This is a genomic window from Flavobacterium sp. UBA7663 (assembly GCF_002483315.1).
In the GTDB taxonomy this organism is placed as follows: domain Bacteria; phylum Bacteroidota; class Bacteroidia; order Flavobacteriales; family Flavobacteriaceae; genus Flavobacterium.
Map to the genome: position 1 here is coordinate 248,051 of NZ_DLHR01000020.1, position 18,945 is coordinate 266,995.

General features: G+C 30.1%; 14 protein-coding genes. All 14 read left to right on the plus strand.

Annotation, left to right across the window (positions count from 1 at the left end; all coding sequences use genetic code 11):
* The first annotated feature begins 1 nt into the window (after position 1).
* The 14 genes from B2741_RS10285 (at position 2) to B2741_RS10350 (ending at position 18,382) form a co-directional block, all read left to right on the plus strand.
* On the plus strand, positions 2 to 1,081 hold the full coding sequence (locus B2741_RS10285; RefSeq protein WP_291138540.1) for an alkene reductase: 1,080 nt from the start codon (positions 2 to 4) through the stop codon (positions 1,079 to 1,081).
* A 73-nt stretch (positions 1,082 to 1,154) separates the two neighbouring features.
* Positions 1,155 to 2,684 carry a GMC family oxidoreductase gene (locus B2741_RS10290; protein WP_291138543.1) on the plus strand — a complete coding sequence of 510 codons (1,530 nt, stop codon included), beginning with the start codon at positions 1,155 to 1,157 and terminating at the stop codon, positions 2,682 to 2,684.
* A 10-nt stretch (positions 2,685 to 2,694) separates the two neighbouring features.
* Entirely contained in the window at positions 2,695 to 3,441 is a 747-nt protein-coding gene (locus B2741_RS10295; protein ID WP_291138546.1) for a glucose 1-dehydrogenase, read from the plus strand.
* A gap of 67 nt (positions 3,442 to 3,508) precedes the next feature.
* Positions 3,509 to 4,273: an SDR family NAD(P)-dependent oxidoreductase gene (locus B2741_RS10300; RefSeq protein ID WP_291138549.1), complete on the plus strand. Its 765-nt coding sequence runs from the start codon at positions 3,509 to 3,511 to the stop codon at positions 4,271 to 4,273.
* Positions 4,274 to 4,349: 76 nt separating this feature from the next.
* A complete protein-coding gene (locus B2741_RS10305) occupies positions 4,350 to 4,787 on the plus strand; it encodes a hypothetical protein (protein WP_291138553.1) in 438 nt (145 codons plus the stop codon).
* Between the two features lie 33 nt (positions 4,788 to 4,820).
* A complete protein-coding gene (locus B2741_RS10310) occupies positions 4,821 to 7,724 on the plus strand; it encodes an HD domain-containing protein (RefSeq protein WP_349680407.1) in 2,904 nt (967 codons plus the stop codon).
* A gap of 1 nt (position 7,725) precedes the next feature.
* Positions 7,726 to 8,346, plus strand: a complete 621-nt coding sequence (locus B2741_RS13070) for a Pycsar system effector family protein (RefSeq protein ID WP_349680408.1) — start codon at positions 7,726 to 7,728, stop codon at positions 8,344 to 8,346.
* Between the two features lie 11 nt (positions 8,347 to 8,357).
* Positions 8,358 to 12,026: a metallophosphoesterase gene (locus B2741_RS10320; RefSeq protein ID WP_291138555.1), complete on the plus strand. Its 3,669-nt coding sequence runs from the start codon at positions 8,358 to 8,360 to the stop codon at positions 12,024 to 12,026.
* A 5-nt stretch (positions 12,027 to 12,031) separates the two neighbouring features.
* Positions 12,032 to 12,910: a hypothetical protein gene (locus tag B2741_RS10325; RefSeq protein ID WP_291138558.1), complete on the plus strand. Its 879-nt coding sequence runs from the start codon at positions 12,032 to 12,034 to the stop codon at positions 12,908 to 12,910.
* A gap of 623 nt (positions 12,911 to 13,533) precedes the next feature.
* The gene (locus B2741_RS10330; protein ID WP_173504071.1) at positions 13,534 to 14,280 is read left to right on the plus strand and encodes an SDR family NAD(P)-dependent oxidoreductase; all 747 of its coding nucleotides are present in this window, start codon (positions 13,534 to 13,536) and stop codon (positions 14,278 to 14,280) included.
* 84 nt (positions 14,281 to 14,364) lie between these two features.
* On the plus strand, positions 14,365 to 14,856 hold the full coding sequence (locus B2741_RS10335) for a hypothetical protein (protein WP_173504070.1): 492 nt from the start codon (positions 14,365 to 14,367) through the stop codon (positions 14,854 to 14,856).
* The gene (locus tag B2741_RS10340) at positions 14,857 to 15,666 is read left to right on the plus strand and encodes a helix-turn-helix domain-containing protein (RefSeq protein ID WP_291138562.1); all 810 of its coding nucleotides are present in this window, start codon (positions 14,857 to 14,859) and stop codon (positions 15,664 to 15,666) included.
* Between the two features lie 152 nt (positions 15,667 to 15,818).
* Positions 15,819 to 17,393: an ATP-dependent nuclease gene (locus B2741_RS10345; protein WP_291138564.1), complete on the plus strand. Its 1,575-nt coding sequence runs from the start codon at positions 15,819 to 15,821 to the stop codon at positions 17,391 to 17,393.
* Positions 17,375 to 18,382: a UvrD-helicase domain-containing protein gene (locus tag B2741_RS10350; RefSeq protein ID WP_291138566.1), complete on the plus strand. Its 1,008-nt coding sequence runs from the start codon at positions 17,375 to 17,377 to the stop codon at positions 18,380 to 18,382. The genes B2741_RS10345 and B2741_RS10350 overlap by 19 nt, the downstream gene beginning before the upstream one ends.
* Positions 18,383 to 18,945 lie beyond the last annotated feature (563 nt).

Sequence of the window (18,945 nt, forward strand, 5' to 3'; positions counted from 1 at the left end):
AATGAAATTATTAGTACCAAATCAAATAGGAAACTTAAAATTTAAAAATAGTATAGCAATGGCACCGATGACTCGAGCTCGTGGTGAAGGTAACGGAATTGCTAATAATCTAACGGCTTTGTATTACACACAAAGGTCGAGTGCGGGATTAATAATAACAGAAGGGATAAATATTTCAGAACAAGCATTAGGGAGTCCATTCACTTTAGGAATTTATACCGAAGATCAAATAGCTGGATGGAAAAAAGTCACCGATGCAGTTCATCAAAAGGGCGGTAAAATTTTTGCTCAACTTTGGCATACTGGTCGAGTTGCTCATTCAGTAGATAAAATGGGAAATCTACCAGTTGCTCCATCAGCTATTGCAATTGAAGGACAACAACATTTTTCGTCTCAAGGTCTTTTGGATTATGAAATTCCAAGAGCTTTAGAAACAGCTGAAGTAAAAGTAGTTATTCAAGATTACAAGCAAGCTGCTATCAATGCAATGAAAGCAGGTTTTGATGGAGTTGAATTGCATGCTGCTACAGGATATTTACCAAACCAATTCTTAGCTGAAAGTTCAAATTTTCGTACAGATCAGTATGGTGGTAATATTGAAAATCGCAGTCGCTTTATTTTGGAAATAATGCAAGAAATGGTAACAGCTATTGGTGTTGATAAAGTAGGAATTAAGCTATCTCCAAGCGTGCCCTACAATAGTATTTTACATAGTAATCCACTTGAAGACTATACTTATTTGATAGAAAAATTGAATGTATTACCATTAGCATACATTCATCTTATGAATGCGCTATTTCTACCTGAAAATGGATTACCTCAATACCCAAGAGATGTAATAGGAACATTGGGTAAGCTAACCAAACACTTTTTAATTGCAAATGCGGGTTATACACGTGAAACAGGAGAACAAGAATTAGAAAAAGGAATTGCAAACATGATTTCATTTGGAGTGTCTTTTATCGCAAATCCCGATTTGGTAAAACGTTTTGAACTTAACGCTGAACTCAATGAAGCCGACCGTACTACATTTTATGGAGGAAATGAAAAAGGTTATACCGATTATTCGGTTTTAGCATAGTTAAGAATGATTTACTTGGCATAATCTGTTCAAAATAAATCAAAAAGAATTTAACGATTAAAAAATAAATCTTATGAAAAATTCACAAAACCCTTCCGTTAATTATGATTTTATAATAGTTGGAGGTGGATCAGCAGGAGCTGTATTAGCATCACGTTTGAGTGAGAAAAGCAATCAAAATATTTTATTAATTGAAGGAGGGAAAGCCTATCCAGCCTCAGATTATCCTAGTGCAATTTCAAGTGCCAATAATCCTGGAGGAGATGCAGAGCATAACTGGGGATTTCAATCGGAACCTACTACTTATGGAAACAAAATAGATTTACCACGAGGAAAAGTTTTAGGAGGGAGTTCTGCTATTAATGGAGCAGCTGCTGTAAGAGCACGTTCACAAGATTTCAAAAACTGGAATCTTCCAGGTTGGTCTTATGAAGATGTTCTTCCTTATTTCAAAAAATTGGAAACAAGTGATTCAGGTGACCCAGCAATACATGGTTTTGATGGTCCATTACCGATTCGTCAATTAGGAAAGAATGATTTAACTGCGGTTCAGGCAGCTTTTGTTGACTCAACAATCAATGTAGGCTACAAAGCCATCGAAGATTATGACGGAGCTGATGCTAATGGTGTTAGTCCTTATCGTATGAATGTATTAAATGGTGTGCGAGTAAATACAGGAATGGCCTATCTTAATGATATTGTTCGCAAACGTAAAAACCTTACGATTATATCAGAAGCAATTGTTGATAGGGTTTTGTTTGAAGGTAAAAAAGCAATTGGAATTTTATTGGAAAATGGAGAACAATTTTTTGCTAACGAAATTATACTTTCTGGTGGTACTTATGGGAGTGCAGCAATACTACTTCGTTCAGGTATAGGAACAAAAAGCGATTTAGAACAACTAGACATACCTGTTATTGCTAATCTTCCTGTAGGAAAGAATATGAAAGACCATCCTTTTCATTATGCTGCTTTTGCACTACATAAAGAAATGGTGGACAAAATAACTCCTCCCATTGCTGCAAATCTATGGACATCAACATCTATTTCGAAAGAAGGAGAATTAGACTTACACATTACGGCTACCCATCTTTTCCCACATGAATATAGCCCAACACAAATGGGTTTTGTCTTGGGAGTAGCAGTAACCACGCCAAACTCTAAAGGAAAAGTATGGATTGAAACAAAAGATCCAAACATCAATCCAAAAGTAGATTTAAATTTTTTGGATGACGAATACGATACTAAACGAATAATAGAAGGAGCTAAAATTGCAAGACAAATAGCCGCAATGCCTCCGTTTTCTAATTTTATTCATTCTGAACTAGCTCCTGGTATTTCAGTGCAAACAGATGAAGAATTGGAAATAGCCATTAAGCAAAATATCGCAAGTTACGCTCATCCTACAAGTAGTGCTCCGATGGGAGATATAAATTCTAAAGAAGCTGTTGTTGATTTAGAAGGAAAAGTTCATCACGTGGAATCACTTCGCATAGTTGATGCGTCTATTTTTCCAGATATTATTTCAGCAGCAACAAATATAACGGTAATTGCAGTTGCTGAAAAAATTGCTGATACAATAATAAAATCTCAAGTAAAATAATTATCAAATTATGACAACCTCAACAAAAAAAATAGCCTTGGTAACTGGAGCAGCAACAGGCATTGGTCGTGCTATTGCAATACGTTTAGCGAAAGACGGAATCACGGTAGTCGTTAATTATATTGGCAATTCTTCATCAGCCGATGAAGTAGTTAATGAAATTAAGAAAACTGGAGGAAACGCAGTTAGCTTTGAGGCAAATGTTGGTGTAGTTTCAGAAATCATTGGTCTTTTTGATGCTGTAATTCAAGAATTTGGAGGAATCGACATTGTAGTTGCTAATGCAGGAATAGCAAAAATGGGAATCCCGATTGCTGATGTTACAGAAGACGACTTCGATCGTATTAATGCTGTGAACTATAAAGGAACTTATTTTGTTTTGCAACAAGCAGCCAAAAAAGTAAGAGATGGCGGAAGAATTATACAAATTTCCTCTACAAGTGCACTTTATCCAGCAGCAGGTCTTGGTATTTATTCTCCTAGTAAAGCAGCTGGAAAAGTAGTTACCGAAATCTTGGCACAAGAACTTGGTCATCGTCAAATATCAGTCAATAGTATTTTTCCAGGACCAACCAGAACGCCTATGATGGAAAAAGAAGTTTCTAATGAAGAAATGGAACGAATTGCTCAAGGAATGAATTTAGGAAGATTAGGTGAGCCAGAAGACATTGCTAGTGTAGTGGCATTTCTTGCAAGTGCTGAAGGAGGTTGGGTAAATGGGCAACAAATAATTGTAAACGGTGGTGGTAGAATTTAACTCACAGCGTTAAAATAGTTTATAAGACCATAAGTCAACTAAATGATAAAACTATAAAGTATAAAAAATGACAAATAATAATAAAATAGTCCTGTTAACAGGCGGAAGTCGAGGACTTGGTAAAGAATCGGCTATACAATTAGCAAAAAGTGGTTTTGATGTAATTATCACCTTTCATACAAATAAAAAGGATGCAGAAGATGTAGCAAATACAATAAGATACTTAGGGAAAAAATCAGCCACACTTCAGTTAGATGTTTCAAAATCAGAATCATTTGAAGGTTTCATTTCGAACCTAAAAGAAACTTTAGAAAAAGATTTCAGTGAAACTAAGATTAATGCCTTAGTTAACAATGCTGGTTCGGCTTATTATGCTCCAATTGTTGAAACAACAGAAGCTGCTTTTGACGCTATGTCAAGTATTCATTTAAAGGCACCATTTTTTCTTACGCAAAAGCTCCTTCCATTGATTAAAGAAGGAGGAAGTATTGTTAATACATCTTCAGGTTTAGTACGCTTTAGTTATCCAAATTATGCTGCTTATGCTATAATGAAAGCAGGAATAGATTCTTTAACACGTTATCAAGCATTAGAATTTGGACCTTTAAAAATTAGGGTGAATTCTATAGCGCCTGGAGCTATTGAAACTGATTTTGGTGGAGGTGCTGTAAGAGATAATAAAGTTTTAAATGATATGATTGCTAACAATACTGCTTTAGGCAGAGTTGGTTTACCTGATGATATTGGAAGTGTAGTTGCATTTTTATGTTCTGATGATTCAAAATGGATAAATGCACAGCGAATTGAAGTGTCAGGAGGAATTCATATATAGGGATTTTCTCATTATAAGTAAAAAATATACGTTTATAGATTAAATATTTTGAGATTTAATTTTAAAGAATTACAAAATGATGAAACCAAATAAAAGTTTTAAAAAGTCTCTTTTAGCAGGAATAATTGCTTCTGGTTTTGCATTGGTAATTAATGGAATTATGTTTTTTATATTTTTTAGTAATGGAAAAATTTCAAATGGACTTAAAGTTGATGTTAGTGTACCATTAACGATGTTGAACGTTGTTTTTTCAAGTATTTTGCCCTGTTTAATTGGTGCTTTGCTTTTTTTTACAATAAGAAAAATAACGAAGAGAGACTTTGGTATATTTATTTTTATTTCAATTTTTTATGTGCAATTATCTTTTCTCAAAGCATTTTTTTTAGAATCAGAATTCCAATATTACAATACATTTTATGCCATGATGCATTTAGTGGATATTATTTTGTTATTACATTTTATATACAATAATGAAGGAAATTGTTTAAAGAAGTCTTTAACAATAAAAAAGTAAAATATTGCTTAAATTTGTTTTAAATACAATTCTATGATTAAGAATTACAAATACATTAGTCCTTTCAAGATTTTAATTTCTTTTCACAAATTAATTGAAGGATTGGAACAAATAGCATTATCAGATATTGACTACAGATCCAATTATGCAAAAGGTTTATTAGGTCAAATTCAAGACAAACCAGAGTTTAGAGAAGGAATTGATAACCTTGAAATTATTGAAAATAATCAAGAAATAATTAAGTATCTATTAGCAGACTTATTTCCAACAGCACTCACTTATAATGAAATAAAGGCGGTAACGCTTCCTTTTTACGATATTACATTTAATTACTCTGAACGTTTTAAGAAAATAATAAATGATGTTGGTGTTTCATTTGATATGAGCATCAGAGAAATGGATGAACACCAGTTCTATATTATGAATTGTACGCTTATCTTAAACGCATATTACAATCAGAATATCGATTTTGGAAAGCCATTATTTTATGATATTCCTGACAAAAACGGTATTGTAAAGCACTACAGAATTTTGTATAATGCCGATTTTTTAGAAATATTTTCAACTGAAGAAACAAAGTTTTTAAATCAAACTGAAATAGAGGAATTAATTGATAATTATGATAATTTAGAGTTATGGAAAAAAGCATTTCCAGAGGATTCTTGGATTTTAAAAGGATTTGCAATTGTTTCTTTAGTTGATGTCACGGTCGAAAGTGCTGTTTCCAATTTAAAGTCGAATTTATTAAAATCCGATGCAGATAAAGCGAAACTCAATGAAAGTTTTGAATCTATTTTTAGATCAGTGTTTAAAATCCCTGATTTAAAAGTAGGTTTTACTTTTTATGATGAAGAGGAAGATTTATTTATGAAGCCTCCGTTTAGTGATGAAAATTTAAAAAGCTTTATCCTTTTAAATGAAAATGAAGCAGATTGTAAAAATGCACTTTGTGGTTGTTCTTATGAAAGCTTGATTGAAAACAATAAACATTTTATCATTCCCAATGTTAAAGAGCATAATGCGAAACAAGAAAACTACCGTTTTTCTAATCATTTGATGAATCAAGGTGTTCAAAGTTTTTTATTAGCTCCTGTGAGTAAGGACAATAAATTATTAGGATTAATTGAATTAGCTTCGCCAACAGTAAGAGCTTTAAACTCTGTAAACGCTAACAAATTAGAATTAATTTTACCATACTTATCCGATACAGTTGAAAAGAATAGCAATGATATGATAAATCAAATGGAAGCAATTATTCAAAAAGAATATACTTCCATTCATAAAAGTGTATATTGGAAATTTAAAAAAGAAGCTAAAAATTATTTTTATTCAAATAGCGCAAGAGAGGATTACAACTTCAAAGAAATTGTATTTAAAGAGGTATTTCCTTTATATGGTCAAATAGATATTAAGGGTTCTTCTGAAAATAGAATTAGTGCTATTGTCAATGATTTAAAAGTACAAATCAATCAATTAATTGAAATCATTGATACCCTAAATTCAGACAAAAAAATTAGCGTAATTGAACAGAAAAAATTTGAATTAGAAAGTTTTTTAAGAGAATTAGAGCAACCATTCAAGAATGAATTAGAACAAATCATTCATCACTATATAGAAACTGAAATCCATACTTTTTTAAAGAACACGACATTAAATAAGAGTTCAAAAAACCTTATAAATGACTATTTTAATAAGATAGATGAAAAAACTGGGATGTTTTATCAAACCAGAAAAGATTTTGAAGATACGATAATGAGTATCAACAAAAAAATGGCTTCTATTTTAGATGCTAAACAAGAACAAGCCCAAGAAATTTTTCCTCATTATTATGAACGTTTTAAGACAGATGGTGTAGAGCATAATTTATATATTGGAGCTTCTATAGAGCCTAACAAAGAGTATAATACTATGTATTTGCATAATCTTCGTTTGTGGCAATTAGAAACACTTTGTGAAATGGAATTAGAGCATCATAAGTTAAAAGTAACTTTGCCCTATAGTCTTGATGTAACATCTTTAATTTTAGCATTCAGTTCGCCCATTTCAATACGTTTCAGAATGGATGAAAAGCGTTTTGATGTAGACGGTTCTTATAATGCTCGATATGAGGTTGTTAAAAAAAGGATTGATAAAGCTTTTGTGAAAAATTCTAACGAGCGTATTACGCAAAAAGAAAAAATCACAATTGTGTACTCTAATGTCTCAGAAGAAAAAGAATACATCAAGTATATCAAATACTTACAACATAAAAACATACTTGAAGACGAAATTGAAAAATTAGAAGTAGAGGATTTGCAAGCAGTTTCAGGTTTAAAAGCGCTACGTGTTAAAGTAAAACATTTAGAAAATGCCATATTACAAGAAGCTGAGGCATTTATCACGAAACTTTTTCAAGAAAGGTTAGATACTAAATTTTCATATCACAATTTAGATCATACAAAGAATGTAGTTTTAGGGATTGAGACACTCTGTAAAGCTGAAAAACTAGATGAAGAAACAAAAACTGTTTTACTTTTAGCTGGTTGGTTCCATGATGCCGGTTACATTGAATGTTCAGATGAACATGAATTACAAAGTGTTGATATTGCTTTAGAATTTTTAAGAGCCAAAAATATAGCAGTTGGCATTCAAGAAAATGTTGCCAAATTAATTATGGCAACTAAATTTGATTATACTCCTTCAAACAAATCAGAAAATATTATTAAAGATGCAGATAATGTTCATTTAGCAAATAAAAATTATCCTAATACATTAGAACAATTAAGAAATGAATGGGAACAATCAATTAATAAAAAGTATTGCAATGAAGATTGGTACCATCTTAATGTTGAGTTTCTGAAAAAGCATCAATACTATACAAAGTTTGCAAAAGACAACTGGCAAAATTTAAAAGAACTAAATTTAAATATTATAGAACAAAAACTACAAAATCAATAGTATGATGGAAGATAATAATCCTCAAGATAAAAAAAATGCAGAATCATTTTTAATAGAAAGTGATAAAGGCAAAAAGAAAAGCAAAGAAACTAAACCCGAAAGAGGTATTGATACTATGTTTAGAACTACACTTAACAATCATAATAATCTTAGTGGTTTAGTAGATAATAAGGCAAATATTTTGTTATCAGTAAATGCCATCATTATTTCTGTTTCGCTTACTACAATTATTCCTAAGTTAGACAATCCTTCAAATGCCCATTTAATTATACCTACTTTAACTCTAATAATATCAAGTGTTATTGCCATTACTTTTGCCATTTTGGCAACAAGACCAAGTATTACACAAGGAAGTTTTACTAGAAAGGAAGTTGATGAAAAAAAAGTGAACTTATTATTTTTTGGTAATTTTTATAAAATGCCATACGAAGATTACAATTGGGCTATGAATGAATTGATGAAAGACAAAGATTATGTATATAATTCTATGATTAAAGATTTGTACCATTTGGGCATAGTTTTAGAAAAAAAATACCGTTTGTTACGAGTGGCATATACCATTTTTATGTTTGGAATTATTATTTCTGTTTTAGCTTTTTTAATTGCTTTTAAATTTAGATAACCGTAATTTTTATGAAGAGAGTTATTCCATATGTAATACTACTTACGATAGTTGTACAATCTTGTGCTACTTATAAACTGCAATATGACAATAATTATAAAGAAGGAGCAAGTAGTCAATCTGGAAAAAAGATACATACTTTCTTTTTGGTTGGAGATGCTGGTAATGGAGTATTCAAGGATAGTCTAAATAATTCAAATGCCTTAAAAAACAATCTTAATAATGCAGACAAAAACAGCACATTACTTTATTTAGGAGATAATATTTATCCTTCTGGAATGCCTAATAATAAAGATATAACTCGAAATGAGGCTGAAAACAAATTACAAGAGCAAATCGACATAGCAACTTCATTCAAAGGAAAAACAATATTCATTCCAGGGAATCACGATTGGTATAGTAACGGAAACGAAGGACTCAAAAGACAACAAGAATATGTTGAAAGCAAATTAGGAAAAAAATCCTTTTTGCCTAAAAATGGTTGTCCAATAGAGAGTATAGATATTACGGAGGATATTACATTAATTATTGTGGATTCACAATGGTACATTACCAATTGGGATAATCACCCAACAATAAATGAAAATTGCGAGATTAAAACAAGGAATCATTTTTTAGATGAGTTTAGAAGCGAGATAAAAAAGGCACGAGGAAAAACCACTATTGTGGCGATTCATCACCCAATGTTCACAAATGGTCCTCATGGAGGGAAATATTCATTTAAAAGCCACATGTCACCATTTCCAATTTTAGGAAGTTTAAAAAATCTTCTTCGTAAAAGTACTGGAATAAGTAATGCAGACATTCAAAATACCCATTACAACGAATTAAAAAAAATCCTGACAGCTGCTGCTCAACAAAATGATAATGTAATTTTTGTATCAGGACACGATCATAGTTTGCAGTATATCATTAAAAATGATATACCACAAATTATCAGTGGTTCTGGTTCAAAAGTAGAGCCAGTAAAAATTACTGATGGTGGTGTTTATGCTCACGCTGTCAAGGGTTATGCTATTTTAGAGGTATTTGAAAATGGAGCCTCACAAGTAAAATTTATAAATGCTACAAATAGTAAAGTTGAATTTCAAACAACAGTAATCAAGCCAAATCAAGTAGTAAGTAAAGATATAGTAGCACAGAAATTTCAAGATTCAATACAAGTATCTATTTATACAGATAAAGAAACTTCAAAAAGTAGGTTCTATAGTTTTCTTTGGGGTAATCGATACAGAAAATATTACAGTACACCTATTACAGCAAAAGTGGTTACTTTAGATACTTTACTTGGTGGTTTAACACCAATAAGAAAAGGTGGAGGAACACAATCAAGAACACTTCGATTAAAAGCCAAAGACGGCAAACAATATGTAATGCGAGCGATGAAAAAGAGTGCAGTTCAATACATCCAAGCCTCTATGTTTAAAAATCAGTATGTACAAAAACAGTTTGAAAATACAGCTTCAGAAGATTTAGTGAAAGATGTTTTTACAGGTGCATATCCTTATGCACCATTTGTAATTGGTACATTATCTGATGCAATAAAAATCAATAAGTTGAATTCAAAACTATTCTATATTCCTAAACACGAAGCATTAGGACAATTTAATGCTGAATTTGGAGATGAATTATATCTTTTTGAAGAACATCCTGCTGATGGTAACCTTTCACTTGAAGATGAAAATTTTACAGGAAACATTTACAGTACATATGATGTTTTTGGAAAAATTCATGAAAATGAAAATCAAGTTGTTGATGAAAAAGAATATATCAGAGCAAGATTATTCGATATGCTCATTGGCGATTGGGATAGACATCAAGACCAATGGAGATGGTTAGAATTCAATGAAGATAACAAAATAATTTTCAAGCCATTGCCAAGAGACAGAGACCAAGCTTTTTCAATAATGTCTGATGGTTTCATTCTTAGTGCTGCTGTTAAGTTAATTCCAATGGCAAAGTTATTGCGAAAATATGATGATGATTTAGCCGATGTAAAAGGATTTAATATTGAACCGTTCCCATTGGACAAAGCATTTGTTAGTCATTTAAATGAACAAGATTGGAAAGAACAGGTAGCATTTATTCAGAGTAATATTACGGATGAAATAATAGATGATGCTTTTTCAAATGTACCCTCTGAATTAAACGACCAAACCATTGTTGATATAAAAATGATTTTGAAAGAACGAAGAAGTAATTTACAAAAAATAGCAGATCGCTACTTTAGTTTGTTAAGTAAATATGCAGTAGTTACTGGAACTAACAAAAAAGATATTTTTTTAATTCGCAGTTTAGACAATAATGATATAGAAGTTTCGATTCAAAGAAAGAAAAAAGACAATAGTAATGAAATTTATTTTACTACGATTTATAAAGCAAATGTTACCAATGAAATTTGGATGTATGGATTAGATGATGATGATTCATTCGAAATGATTGGTAAAAGTAATAAGATTAAAATTAGACTTATTGGAGGTCAAAACAACGACAAATACATAATTCCAAATGGAAAAAACATTGTGGTTTATGACTATAAAACAAAGAAAAACGACATAGCTCTTGCTAAAAAAGCAACACTGAAGCTTAGTGATAGTTATGATATTAATACCTATGATTTCAAAAAGGTTAAAACAAGTCAAAATCAATTTATTCCAATTATTGGGGCAAATCCAGATGATGGCTTAAAAATAGGTTTCAATAACACATTTACAAATTACGGATTTGAACGCAATCCTTTTACAAGTCAACATCAATTAAAAGCAGCATATTATTTTGCAACAAGCGGTTATGAAGTAAGCTACAGATTCGAATTGGCAAACATTATCGGAAAAATCAATTTTGAATTTAATGCAGGAATACAAAGTCCTAATTTTACGCTTAACTTTTTTGGTTATGGTAATGAAATCTCCAATTTTGATGATGATTTAGGATTAGATTATAATCGAGTTAAAGTTCGTAGCTTAAATTTTAATCCACAATTAAAGTGGAGAAGTAGGTCAGGTGTAAGTATGGCTTTGGGATTAAATTATGATAATATTGAAGTACACAACACGCAAAATAGATTTGTTGAAAATAATCCAGAATTACCAAGTTATATTTTTGATGAGGTGCAATTTTTTGGGACTAATTATACTTTTAATTTTGAGAATTATGATAACAAAGCCTATCCTACAATGGGAATGAAAACCAATATACAGATAGGGCATAAGACCAACTTAGACGACAGTAATAGAAGTTATAATTATATTATACCAGATGTGAGTTTCAATCATAAAATAGATGCTCAAGGAAAATGGGTTGTAGCAACTAAATTAAAAAGTCACATCAATTTTGGAAACGAATTTGAATTTTATCAAGCAGCATCAATTGGTGGAACAGATGGTTTAAGAGGTTTTAGAAATCAACGATTTACAGGAAATCAATCTTTTTATCAAAATACGGATTTAAGATATAGTTTTAGCTCTATGAAAACCAAGTTAATTCCTATTAGAGTTGGAATCTATTCTGGATTTGATTACGGAAGAATTTGGTTAAATGAAGAAGATTCAAAAAAATGGCATAACTCTTATGGTGGTGGATTTTTTATTAATGGAGCAGAATTGCTTTCCGCAAACATAGGATTATTCAATTCTTCAGACGGAATGAGAGCAGCATTTTCATTAGGTTTTCAATTTTAAAAATTATGACAACAACGATAAAAGCAATTTTAGGAGTAATAATGGTTTTGTTTTATTCGTGTGAAAATAAAAACGAAGCTACAGTTTTAAAACAAATCGCAGACTTACCTAAAGAGCTTAAAGAAATTTCAGGTATAGCATATTCTAATAATTTACTTTACACCATTGAAGATAGCGGTAATCCAAATGAAGTAGTGGTTATTGATACTTTAGGAAAAATCACAAAAATCATTTCAGTAACAAATATTGAAAATACAGATTGGGAAGATGTAACATTTGATAACAAAGGAAATTTATATATTGGTGACTTTGGGAACAACGATAATGTTAGGAAAGATTTAGCAATTCATAAAATAAATCATTCTGACCTGCAAAATAATGAAGTAAAAACAGCTTACAAAGTTACTTTCGATTATCCTGAACAAACTGATTTTCCACCTAAAAAGAAAGACTTAATGTTTGATGTGGAAGCTTTTTTTGAATACAATAATAATTTTTATTTGTTTACAAAAAATAGGAGCAGAGGTTTTGATGGAACCAGTTACATTTATAAAATTCCAAATTCACCAGGACACCACCAAGCTAAGCTAATAAAAACAATTACAACTTGTGGAGATTACCATAATTGTACGATCACAAGCGCAGCTATTAGTACTAATGGTTCAAAATTTGTATTACTATCACATTCCAAAGTATGGCTTTTTGAAAATTATTCACAAGATGACATAACTTCGGGAAAAATGACAGAATTAGATTTAAAACACTATTCCCAAAAAGAGGCTATTTGTTTTAAAAATAATGAGGAATTATTCATTACAGATGAAAGAGTTAAAAAGATAGGAGGTAATGTTTATGTTGTAGACTTACAGAATTTAAGGGAATAATTTTTCATTATTAAATGAATAAAGTCTTCTTATTTTTAATATTTTAAGATGAATCATTATTGCCTGCTTTGAGCAATAATTGATTTTTAGAATGTTTGTTTTTTTAAACATCATTTACGGTTTTCCGTAAAATTTATTGAAACCCTTTATTTACTTTAGCTCCCGAAGGTACCCCCGTAAAAATACCTGGTTTGAAAATCAGGTATTTTTACGGGTTGTTTAGTATCTTTTTTTTTCTTACGTTTGGGAAGTAAGTTTTTTATGACAATGGTTAATCAGAATCCAGAATAAATTGCTCGGATGAAAAAGATTAGCAGTTGTTTGCTAATGATAGTGTGATACATTATAAGACGTAAATTAACTTAGTGTATAGAGTACCAAAAATATTCAGCAGATTAAAGATTTATAAAAAATAATACGCAACAATAGTTGAGCATATCTACCCCAAAATAGCTAGCTATGTTCAACTAAATAGCAAAAAAACTGAGCATATAAACAAGTTAGCTGTGATTTTACCGAACGACCGCACAAACTCGACAGACAAAGATATTGAACCTCACAGACAAATTTATTATTTAACACCGACTTACCTTTGCTGTATAAATCATTAAAAATAAAACAAAATGAAAAAAACAGTAATTATCACAGGCGGAACAACAGGTATTGGAAAAGCAACAGCTTTACATTTTGCAAAAAATGGTTACAATGTAGTAATAACTAGTAGAAACGCTAACAAAGAAGCATCTGTAATTGCAGACTTTAAACAAAATGGTGCTGACATTACATTTCTACCCTTAGACGTAACAAACGAAGAACAAGTAAAATCAGTTATTGAAACGACTGTTAAAAAGTTTGGTAAATTAGATTCTATCGTAAACAACTCGGGAATTTCATTAGGAAATGCAGTATTAGCAGAAACAGAATCTAACGATTTAAAACAAATGCTTGAAACAAATGTGATGGGAGTTTATTATGGAATGAAATATGCAATCATAGAAATGCTGAAAACAGGTGGTGGAACAATAGTAAATTTAGCTTCCATAGCAGGATTAAATGGTTTGTATGCAACCGCACAATACAACGCATCAAAACACGCAGTTGTAGGTTTAACAAAAGGTGCATCTATTGATTATGCACAACAAGGAATTCGTGTTAATGCAGTTGCACCAGGAGCAATTAAAACAGATATTTTAAAAAACGCTATTGCTTCAGGAACCTATGATGTTTCAAGCATTGAAGCAATTCATCCAATGAATAGATTAGGTGAAGTTGAAGATATTGCAAAAGCAATTTACTTTTTAGCATCTGACGAAAATACATTTATGACAGGAACTATTTTAAACATAGATGGCGGTTATAATGCAAAATAATCATATTAAAAATAAATAGAATATTTTTACAAAGATTTATCAGTTTACTGATAAATCTTTGTTTATTAATTTAAAAATAAAATTATGATAAAAAATACTTTTGATTGGTACAACGGAGAAATTTTTGAAGGTAAATTTATATTAGGTTTTGGTCTATTTCTAATTGCAATTGCATTCCTATTTTATTTATACGGAAATTTACCCTCTGCTAAAGTGTTGCTTTTTCCTTTATTGGTTATCGGAATCTTTTTTACAGCAATTGGTATAGGTAGCATTTATTCTAACCGCAAAAAAGTGGCACAAGTCGAACTAAAATTCAATGAAAATCAAGAACGATTCATCCAAACAGAAATTAAACGTGTCGAAGATTTTCAATACCTCTATCCAATGTCAATTGGAATTAGTTTGGTTTGTTTTGCTGTTGCTCTTGGATTGTTATATTTTGTAAAAAATATTCATTGGCAAGCAATCGCAATTGCGTTGATTTTATTTGGTTCTGCTTTTGCTATAATTGACTACTTTTCAAAAGAAAGAGCGATAATTTATTATGAAAAATTAACACATTTCAAATCCTAAATGTTACAAGATAGAACACAAATAAATATACTTTTCTCTTGCTCAGGCGAACCAAAAAAAGATTTTGAGCCGTTTGTTCAAGACTTTGCTTTGTCATTTATCTTAACAGGAAAAATGATAATAAATAACGGAACAGAAACTACAGAATACAATACAGGCGACATTGGCTTTATATCAAAAAATCAATTGGTAAAAACGCAAAAACTACCACAAGACAATAAACCATTTATGGGAATTAGTATTTTTTTGCCTAAAGAAACACTTTATAATTTTTCTAAAGAACATAATATTTTACCAAAAGGACAATATACAGGCAAACCAAATTTTATATTTCCTCACGACCCATTTTTAAAAGGTTTTTTTGATTCTATTGTTCCTTATTTTGAAAATCCAGATGCGTTAACCGAAAATTTGGCGACAATAAAAACCAACGAAATCATAGAGCTTTTGATTAAAAAAACACAAATGCAAAATCTTCTTTTCAATTTTCAAGACGATTTTAAAATTGATTTAGAAGCCTATATGAATAGAAATTTTACGCACAATATTCCTTTAGAACAATTTGCAAAACTAACAGGAAGAAGTATTTCAACATTCAAAAGAGATTTTCAAGAAATATTTAAAGAAACACCAAGTAAGTGGCTAATTAAAAAACGACTTGACTTGGCACATTTTTTAATTACTAAACAAAACAAAAAACCAGTAGAAGTTTACTATGACGTTGGCTTTGTAAGTTTCGCTCATTTTTCTCGAACATTTAAAGCAGAATTTAAAATAAACCCATCGGAAATAGAAAAAAACCACAGCTAACACACGTTTGGCGCAATTGCGAATTTTCTGGTAAATTCACGTTTACATTTCGCAAGAAATTTTATCTTTAACAGAAAATAATCAGTTTCGAAGTTCGCAACTGACGCCAAGCGTGGGAACGTTAGACGTAATTTTATGAGAGACTATAAACTATGAGTTACATAACAAAAATAAGACTACTAAACTTCAAAAAGTTTGACAAATTTGAAGTTGACTTTGACCCAAAGTTAAACTTGCTAGTTGGCGACAATGAAGCAGGTAAGAGTACTATTTTAACTGCAATTGACTTAGCGACAAGTGGAAGTAGGAACAAAGTTGAAACAATTGGCTTAGAACATTTATTCAATGTTGAAGCAATAACTAATTTTCTTTTAACTGACCGAAAACTAGGAAATTTACCTATTTTATTTGTTGAACTTTTTTTGAATGATGAACCAAACGAATTTTTAGAAGGTAAAAATAATTCAGCAAAAAAAGAATGTAATGGACTAAAATTAGTTTGCAAAGCCAATGAAGAATATAGTAAAATAATATCAGAAATATTAAAAGACCCAAACTGCATATTTCCTTTTGAATTTTATAATATAGAATTTCAAACTTTTTCAGGGCAGACATTTAATTCTTATACAAAATGCTTAAAACATATTCTTATTGACAACACACAAGTTAGTAGTGAATACGCTATGAAAGAATATGTAAAGGAAATATACAATTCAAACATATCAGAACCACAAGAAAAATACACACATCAGCATAAATATAGACTATCTAAAAATGAATTTAAAATTTCAGCTCTAACTGAAATCAACGCAAAAATTCAGAAAATAGGAAATTACACACTTGGGATAAAATCAAATTCAAAGTCTAACTTGGAAACAGACCTAACAATTTATGACGGTTCAATTTCTATAGATAATAAGGGCAAAGGAAAACAATGTATAATAAAATCAGAACTTGCTTTGGCAAAAAACGATAATGATTTAGATATAGTTTTATTGGAAGAACCAGAAAATCATTTAAGTCATTTAAACACACAAAGCTTGATTAATAAAATTAGTCAGGCTGACAACAAACAGATATTTATTGCAACACACAGTGATTTAATAAGTACGAGACTAGATTTGAGAAATTGCATATTGCTCAATAGTAGTTCTAACCAACTGACTAAACTTTCAGATTTAAGTGAAACAACTGCAAAGTTTTTCATTAAAGCACCAGATAATAATATTCTACAATTTATACTTTCAAATAAGGTTGTTTTAGTTGAAGGAGACGCAGAATATATTTTAATGGAAACATTTTTTCGTCAAGCAAATAATATGGAACTTAAGGCATCAAATGTTCATATTATTTCAGTTGACGGAACAAGTTTTGAGCGTTACCTTGAAATTGCAACAAGATTAAATATTAAAACTGCTATAATTTCAGATAACGATGGTGATTATGAAAATAAAATTGTAGAAAAATATTCAAAATATAACCCTGAAATTATTCAAGCATTTTCAAATACAGACAATACCAAAAGTACCTTTGAAATTTGTATGTATGAAGCCAATACAGAAATTTGCGATACATTATTTAAAGAAGGTAGAAGAACTTTATCTGTTCAGCAATATATGTTAAATAATAAAGCAGAAGTTTCATTTGTTTTATTAGACAAAGCAGAATCAAAAATAACTTCACCTGATTATATTATCGAAGCATTACAATGGATAATAAAAGACTAATTCTTGCAGTAGCAGGTTCAGGAAAAACTTATTATATTGTTCAACAGCTTAATGAAAACAATAGATTTCTTTTAATTACATATACTATTAGTGGTACACAAAATTTAATCAATGAAATTATAAAACGATTTGGATACCTTCCGAACAACATCAAAGTTTTAAACTATTTTTCATACCTATATACTTTTTGTTACAAGCCATACTTGTCTGATGAAATTAATGAAAAGGGAATATCTTGGAAATATCCGAAAAGTATTTATGACCATAGTGTTATTACCAAATCAAGATATTTATATCATAATAGACTTTCAAAACTAATAACTGATAATATCATAGAAAATGTAAAAAAACGTACGGAAAAATATTTTGACTTTTTATTAATTGACGAAATACAAGATTTTGCTGGTAACGATTATAATTTTCTACTACATTTATTTTCAGGAAAGTTTAATTTACTTTTAGTTGGGGATTTTTATCAACATACTTTTGACACAAGCAGAGATAAACAAACAAATAAATCACTACATCACGACATAAAAACATATACAGACAGATTCGTTAAATCAGGAATTGAAATTGACACAACAACCTTATTGAACAGTAGAAGATGTAGCAAGACTACTTGCGAATTTATCAATAGTAGAATTGGTATTGACATTAAATCTGAATTTGATTATGAAACAGAATGTAAACTCATAACAGACCATAACGAAATTAAAAATGTTTTTGAAGACGACACAATTGTTAAACTCTTTTATCAAAAACATTACGACTTCAAATGCAATTCAGACAATTGGGGAAATTGTAAAGGTTTAACTTATGAGAATATATGTGTAATTATAAATGATGAAATTTTTAAACAAATGAATGGTAATGAACTAATCAATTTTAAAGCACAGACAACAAAGAATAAATTTTATGTTGCTTGTTCAAGAGCAAAAAACAACCTTTATTTTATTCACGACAAAGAAATTAAGAAACTAAAATAAAAACTAAGCCCATCAGCGGTTTGCTTCAATGGCTACTTCCGGATTTTCCTATGGAAAATAAGTTGTCGAATAAAATGTTTTGTTATGTTTTTAATTTGTAAAAAAAATATAGAAAACGTAGAAATAGGTTTGGAGAGTTTCAGAGCAATAATTGCGAGTTTGAAAGGTTAATGACCTATGAATTATAAAGAAAAACTAGTATATTCATAGGTAAGATACTAGTTTTTTTTGTTTTTCATATAGATCATTTTAATCAAAATTTTACATTGGTTATAGATCTGTAATTATCTATATTGTTCCGAATTAATATGTTTTAAAACGTATTAATTTTAATAGATGGTTTTTAAACTTAATCATGATCTATATTTAACTATTTAACCTCTGGTATATCTATGAAATTCCTTTTTCAGACCTATTTTTTCAACTATTTCTTTGACCTATACTTATCTACTTTTCGATAGATTAATTATCTATTTTCATTCACTTTCGAATCTACTTTTTTAATTATTCCTTTGATCTATTTTTGACCTATAGCATATCTGCAAATTCCAGTGATATTGACC

Bases quoted from the DNA above. Each gene is read 5' to 3' on its own strand.
- B2741_RS10320 (WP_291138555.1), top strand. From the start codon at position 8,358: ATGAAGAGAGTTATTCCATATGTAATACTACTTACGATAGTTGTACAA.
- B2741_RS10345 (WP_291138564.1), top strand. From the start codon at position 15,819: ATGAGTTACATAACAAAAATAAGACTACTAAACTTCAAAAAGTTTGAC.
- B2741_RS13070 (WP_349680408.1), top strand. From the start codon at position 7,726: ATGATGGAAGATAATAATCCTCAAGATAAAAAAAATGCAGAATCATTT.
- B2741_RS10300 (WP_291138549.1), top strand. From the start codon at position 3,509: ATGACAAATAATAATAAAATAGTCCTGTTAACAGGCGGAAGTCGAGGA.
- B2741_RS10305 (WP_291138553.1), top strand. From the start codon at position 4,350: ATGATGAAACCAAATAAAAGTTTTAAAAAGTCTCTTTTAGCAGGAATA.
- B2741_RS10335 (WP_173504070.1), top strand. From the start codon at position 14,365: ATGATAAAAAATACTTTTGATTGGTACAACGGAGAAATTTTTGAAGGT.
- B2741_RS10310 (WP_349680407.1), top strand. From the start codon at position 4,821: ATGATTAAGAATTACAAATACATTAGTCCTTTCAAGATTTTAATTTCT.
- B2741_RS10340 (WP_291138562.1), top strand. From the start codon at position 14,857: ATGTTACAAGATAGAACACAAATAAATATACTTTTCTCTTGCTCAGGC.
- B2741_RS10285 (WP_291138540.1), top strand. From the start codon at position 2: ATGAAATTATTAGTACCAAATCAAATAGGAAACTTAAAATTTAAAAAT.
- B2741_RS10325 (WP_291138558.1), top strand. From the start codon at position 12,032: ATGACAACAACGATAAAAGCAATTTTAGGAGTAATAATGGTTTTGTTT.
- B2741_RS10290 (WP_291138543.1), top strand. From the start codon at position 1,155: ATGAAAAATTCACAAAACCCTTCCGTTAATTATGATTTTATAATAGTT.
- B2741_RS10350 (WP_291138566.1), top strand. From the start codon at position 17,375: ATGGATAATAAAAGACTAATTCTTGCAGTAGCAGGTTCAGGAAAAACT.
- B2741_RS10295 (WP_291138546.1), top strand. From the start codon at position 2,695: ATGACAACCTCAACAAAAAAAATAGCCTTGGTAACTGGAGCAGCAACA.
- B2741_RS10330 (WP_173504071.1), top strand. From the start codon at position 13,534: ATGAAAAAAACAGTAATTATCACAGGCGGAACAACAGGTATTGGAAAA.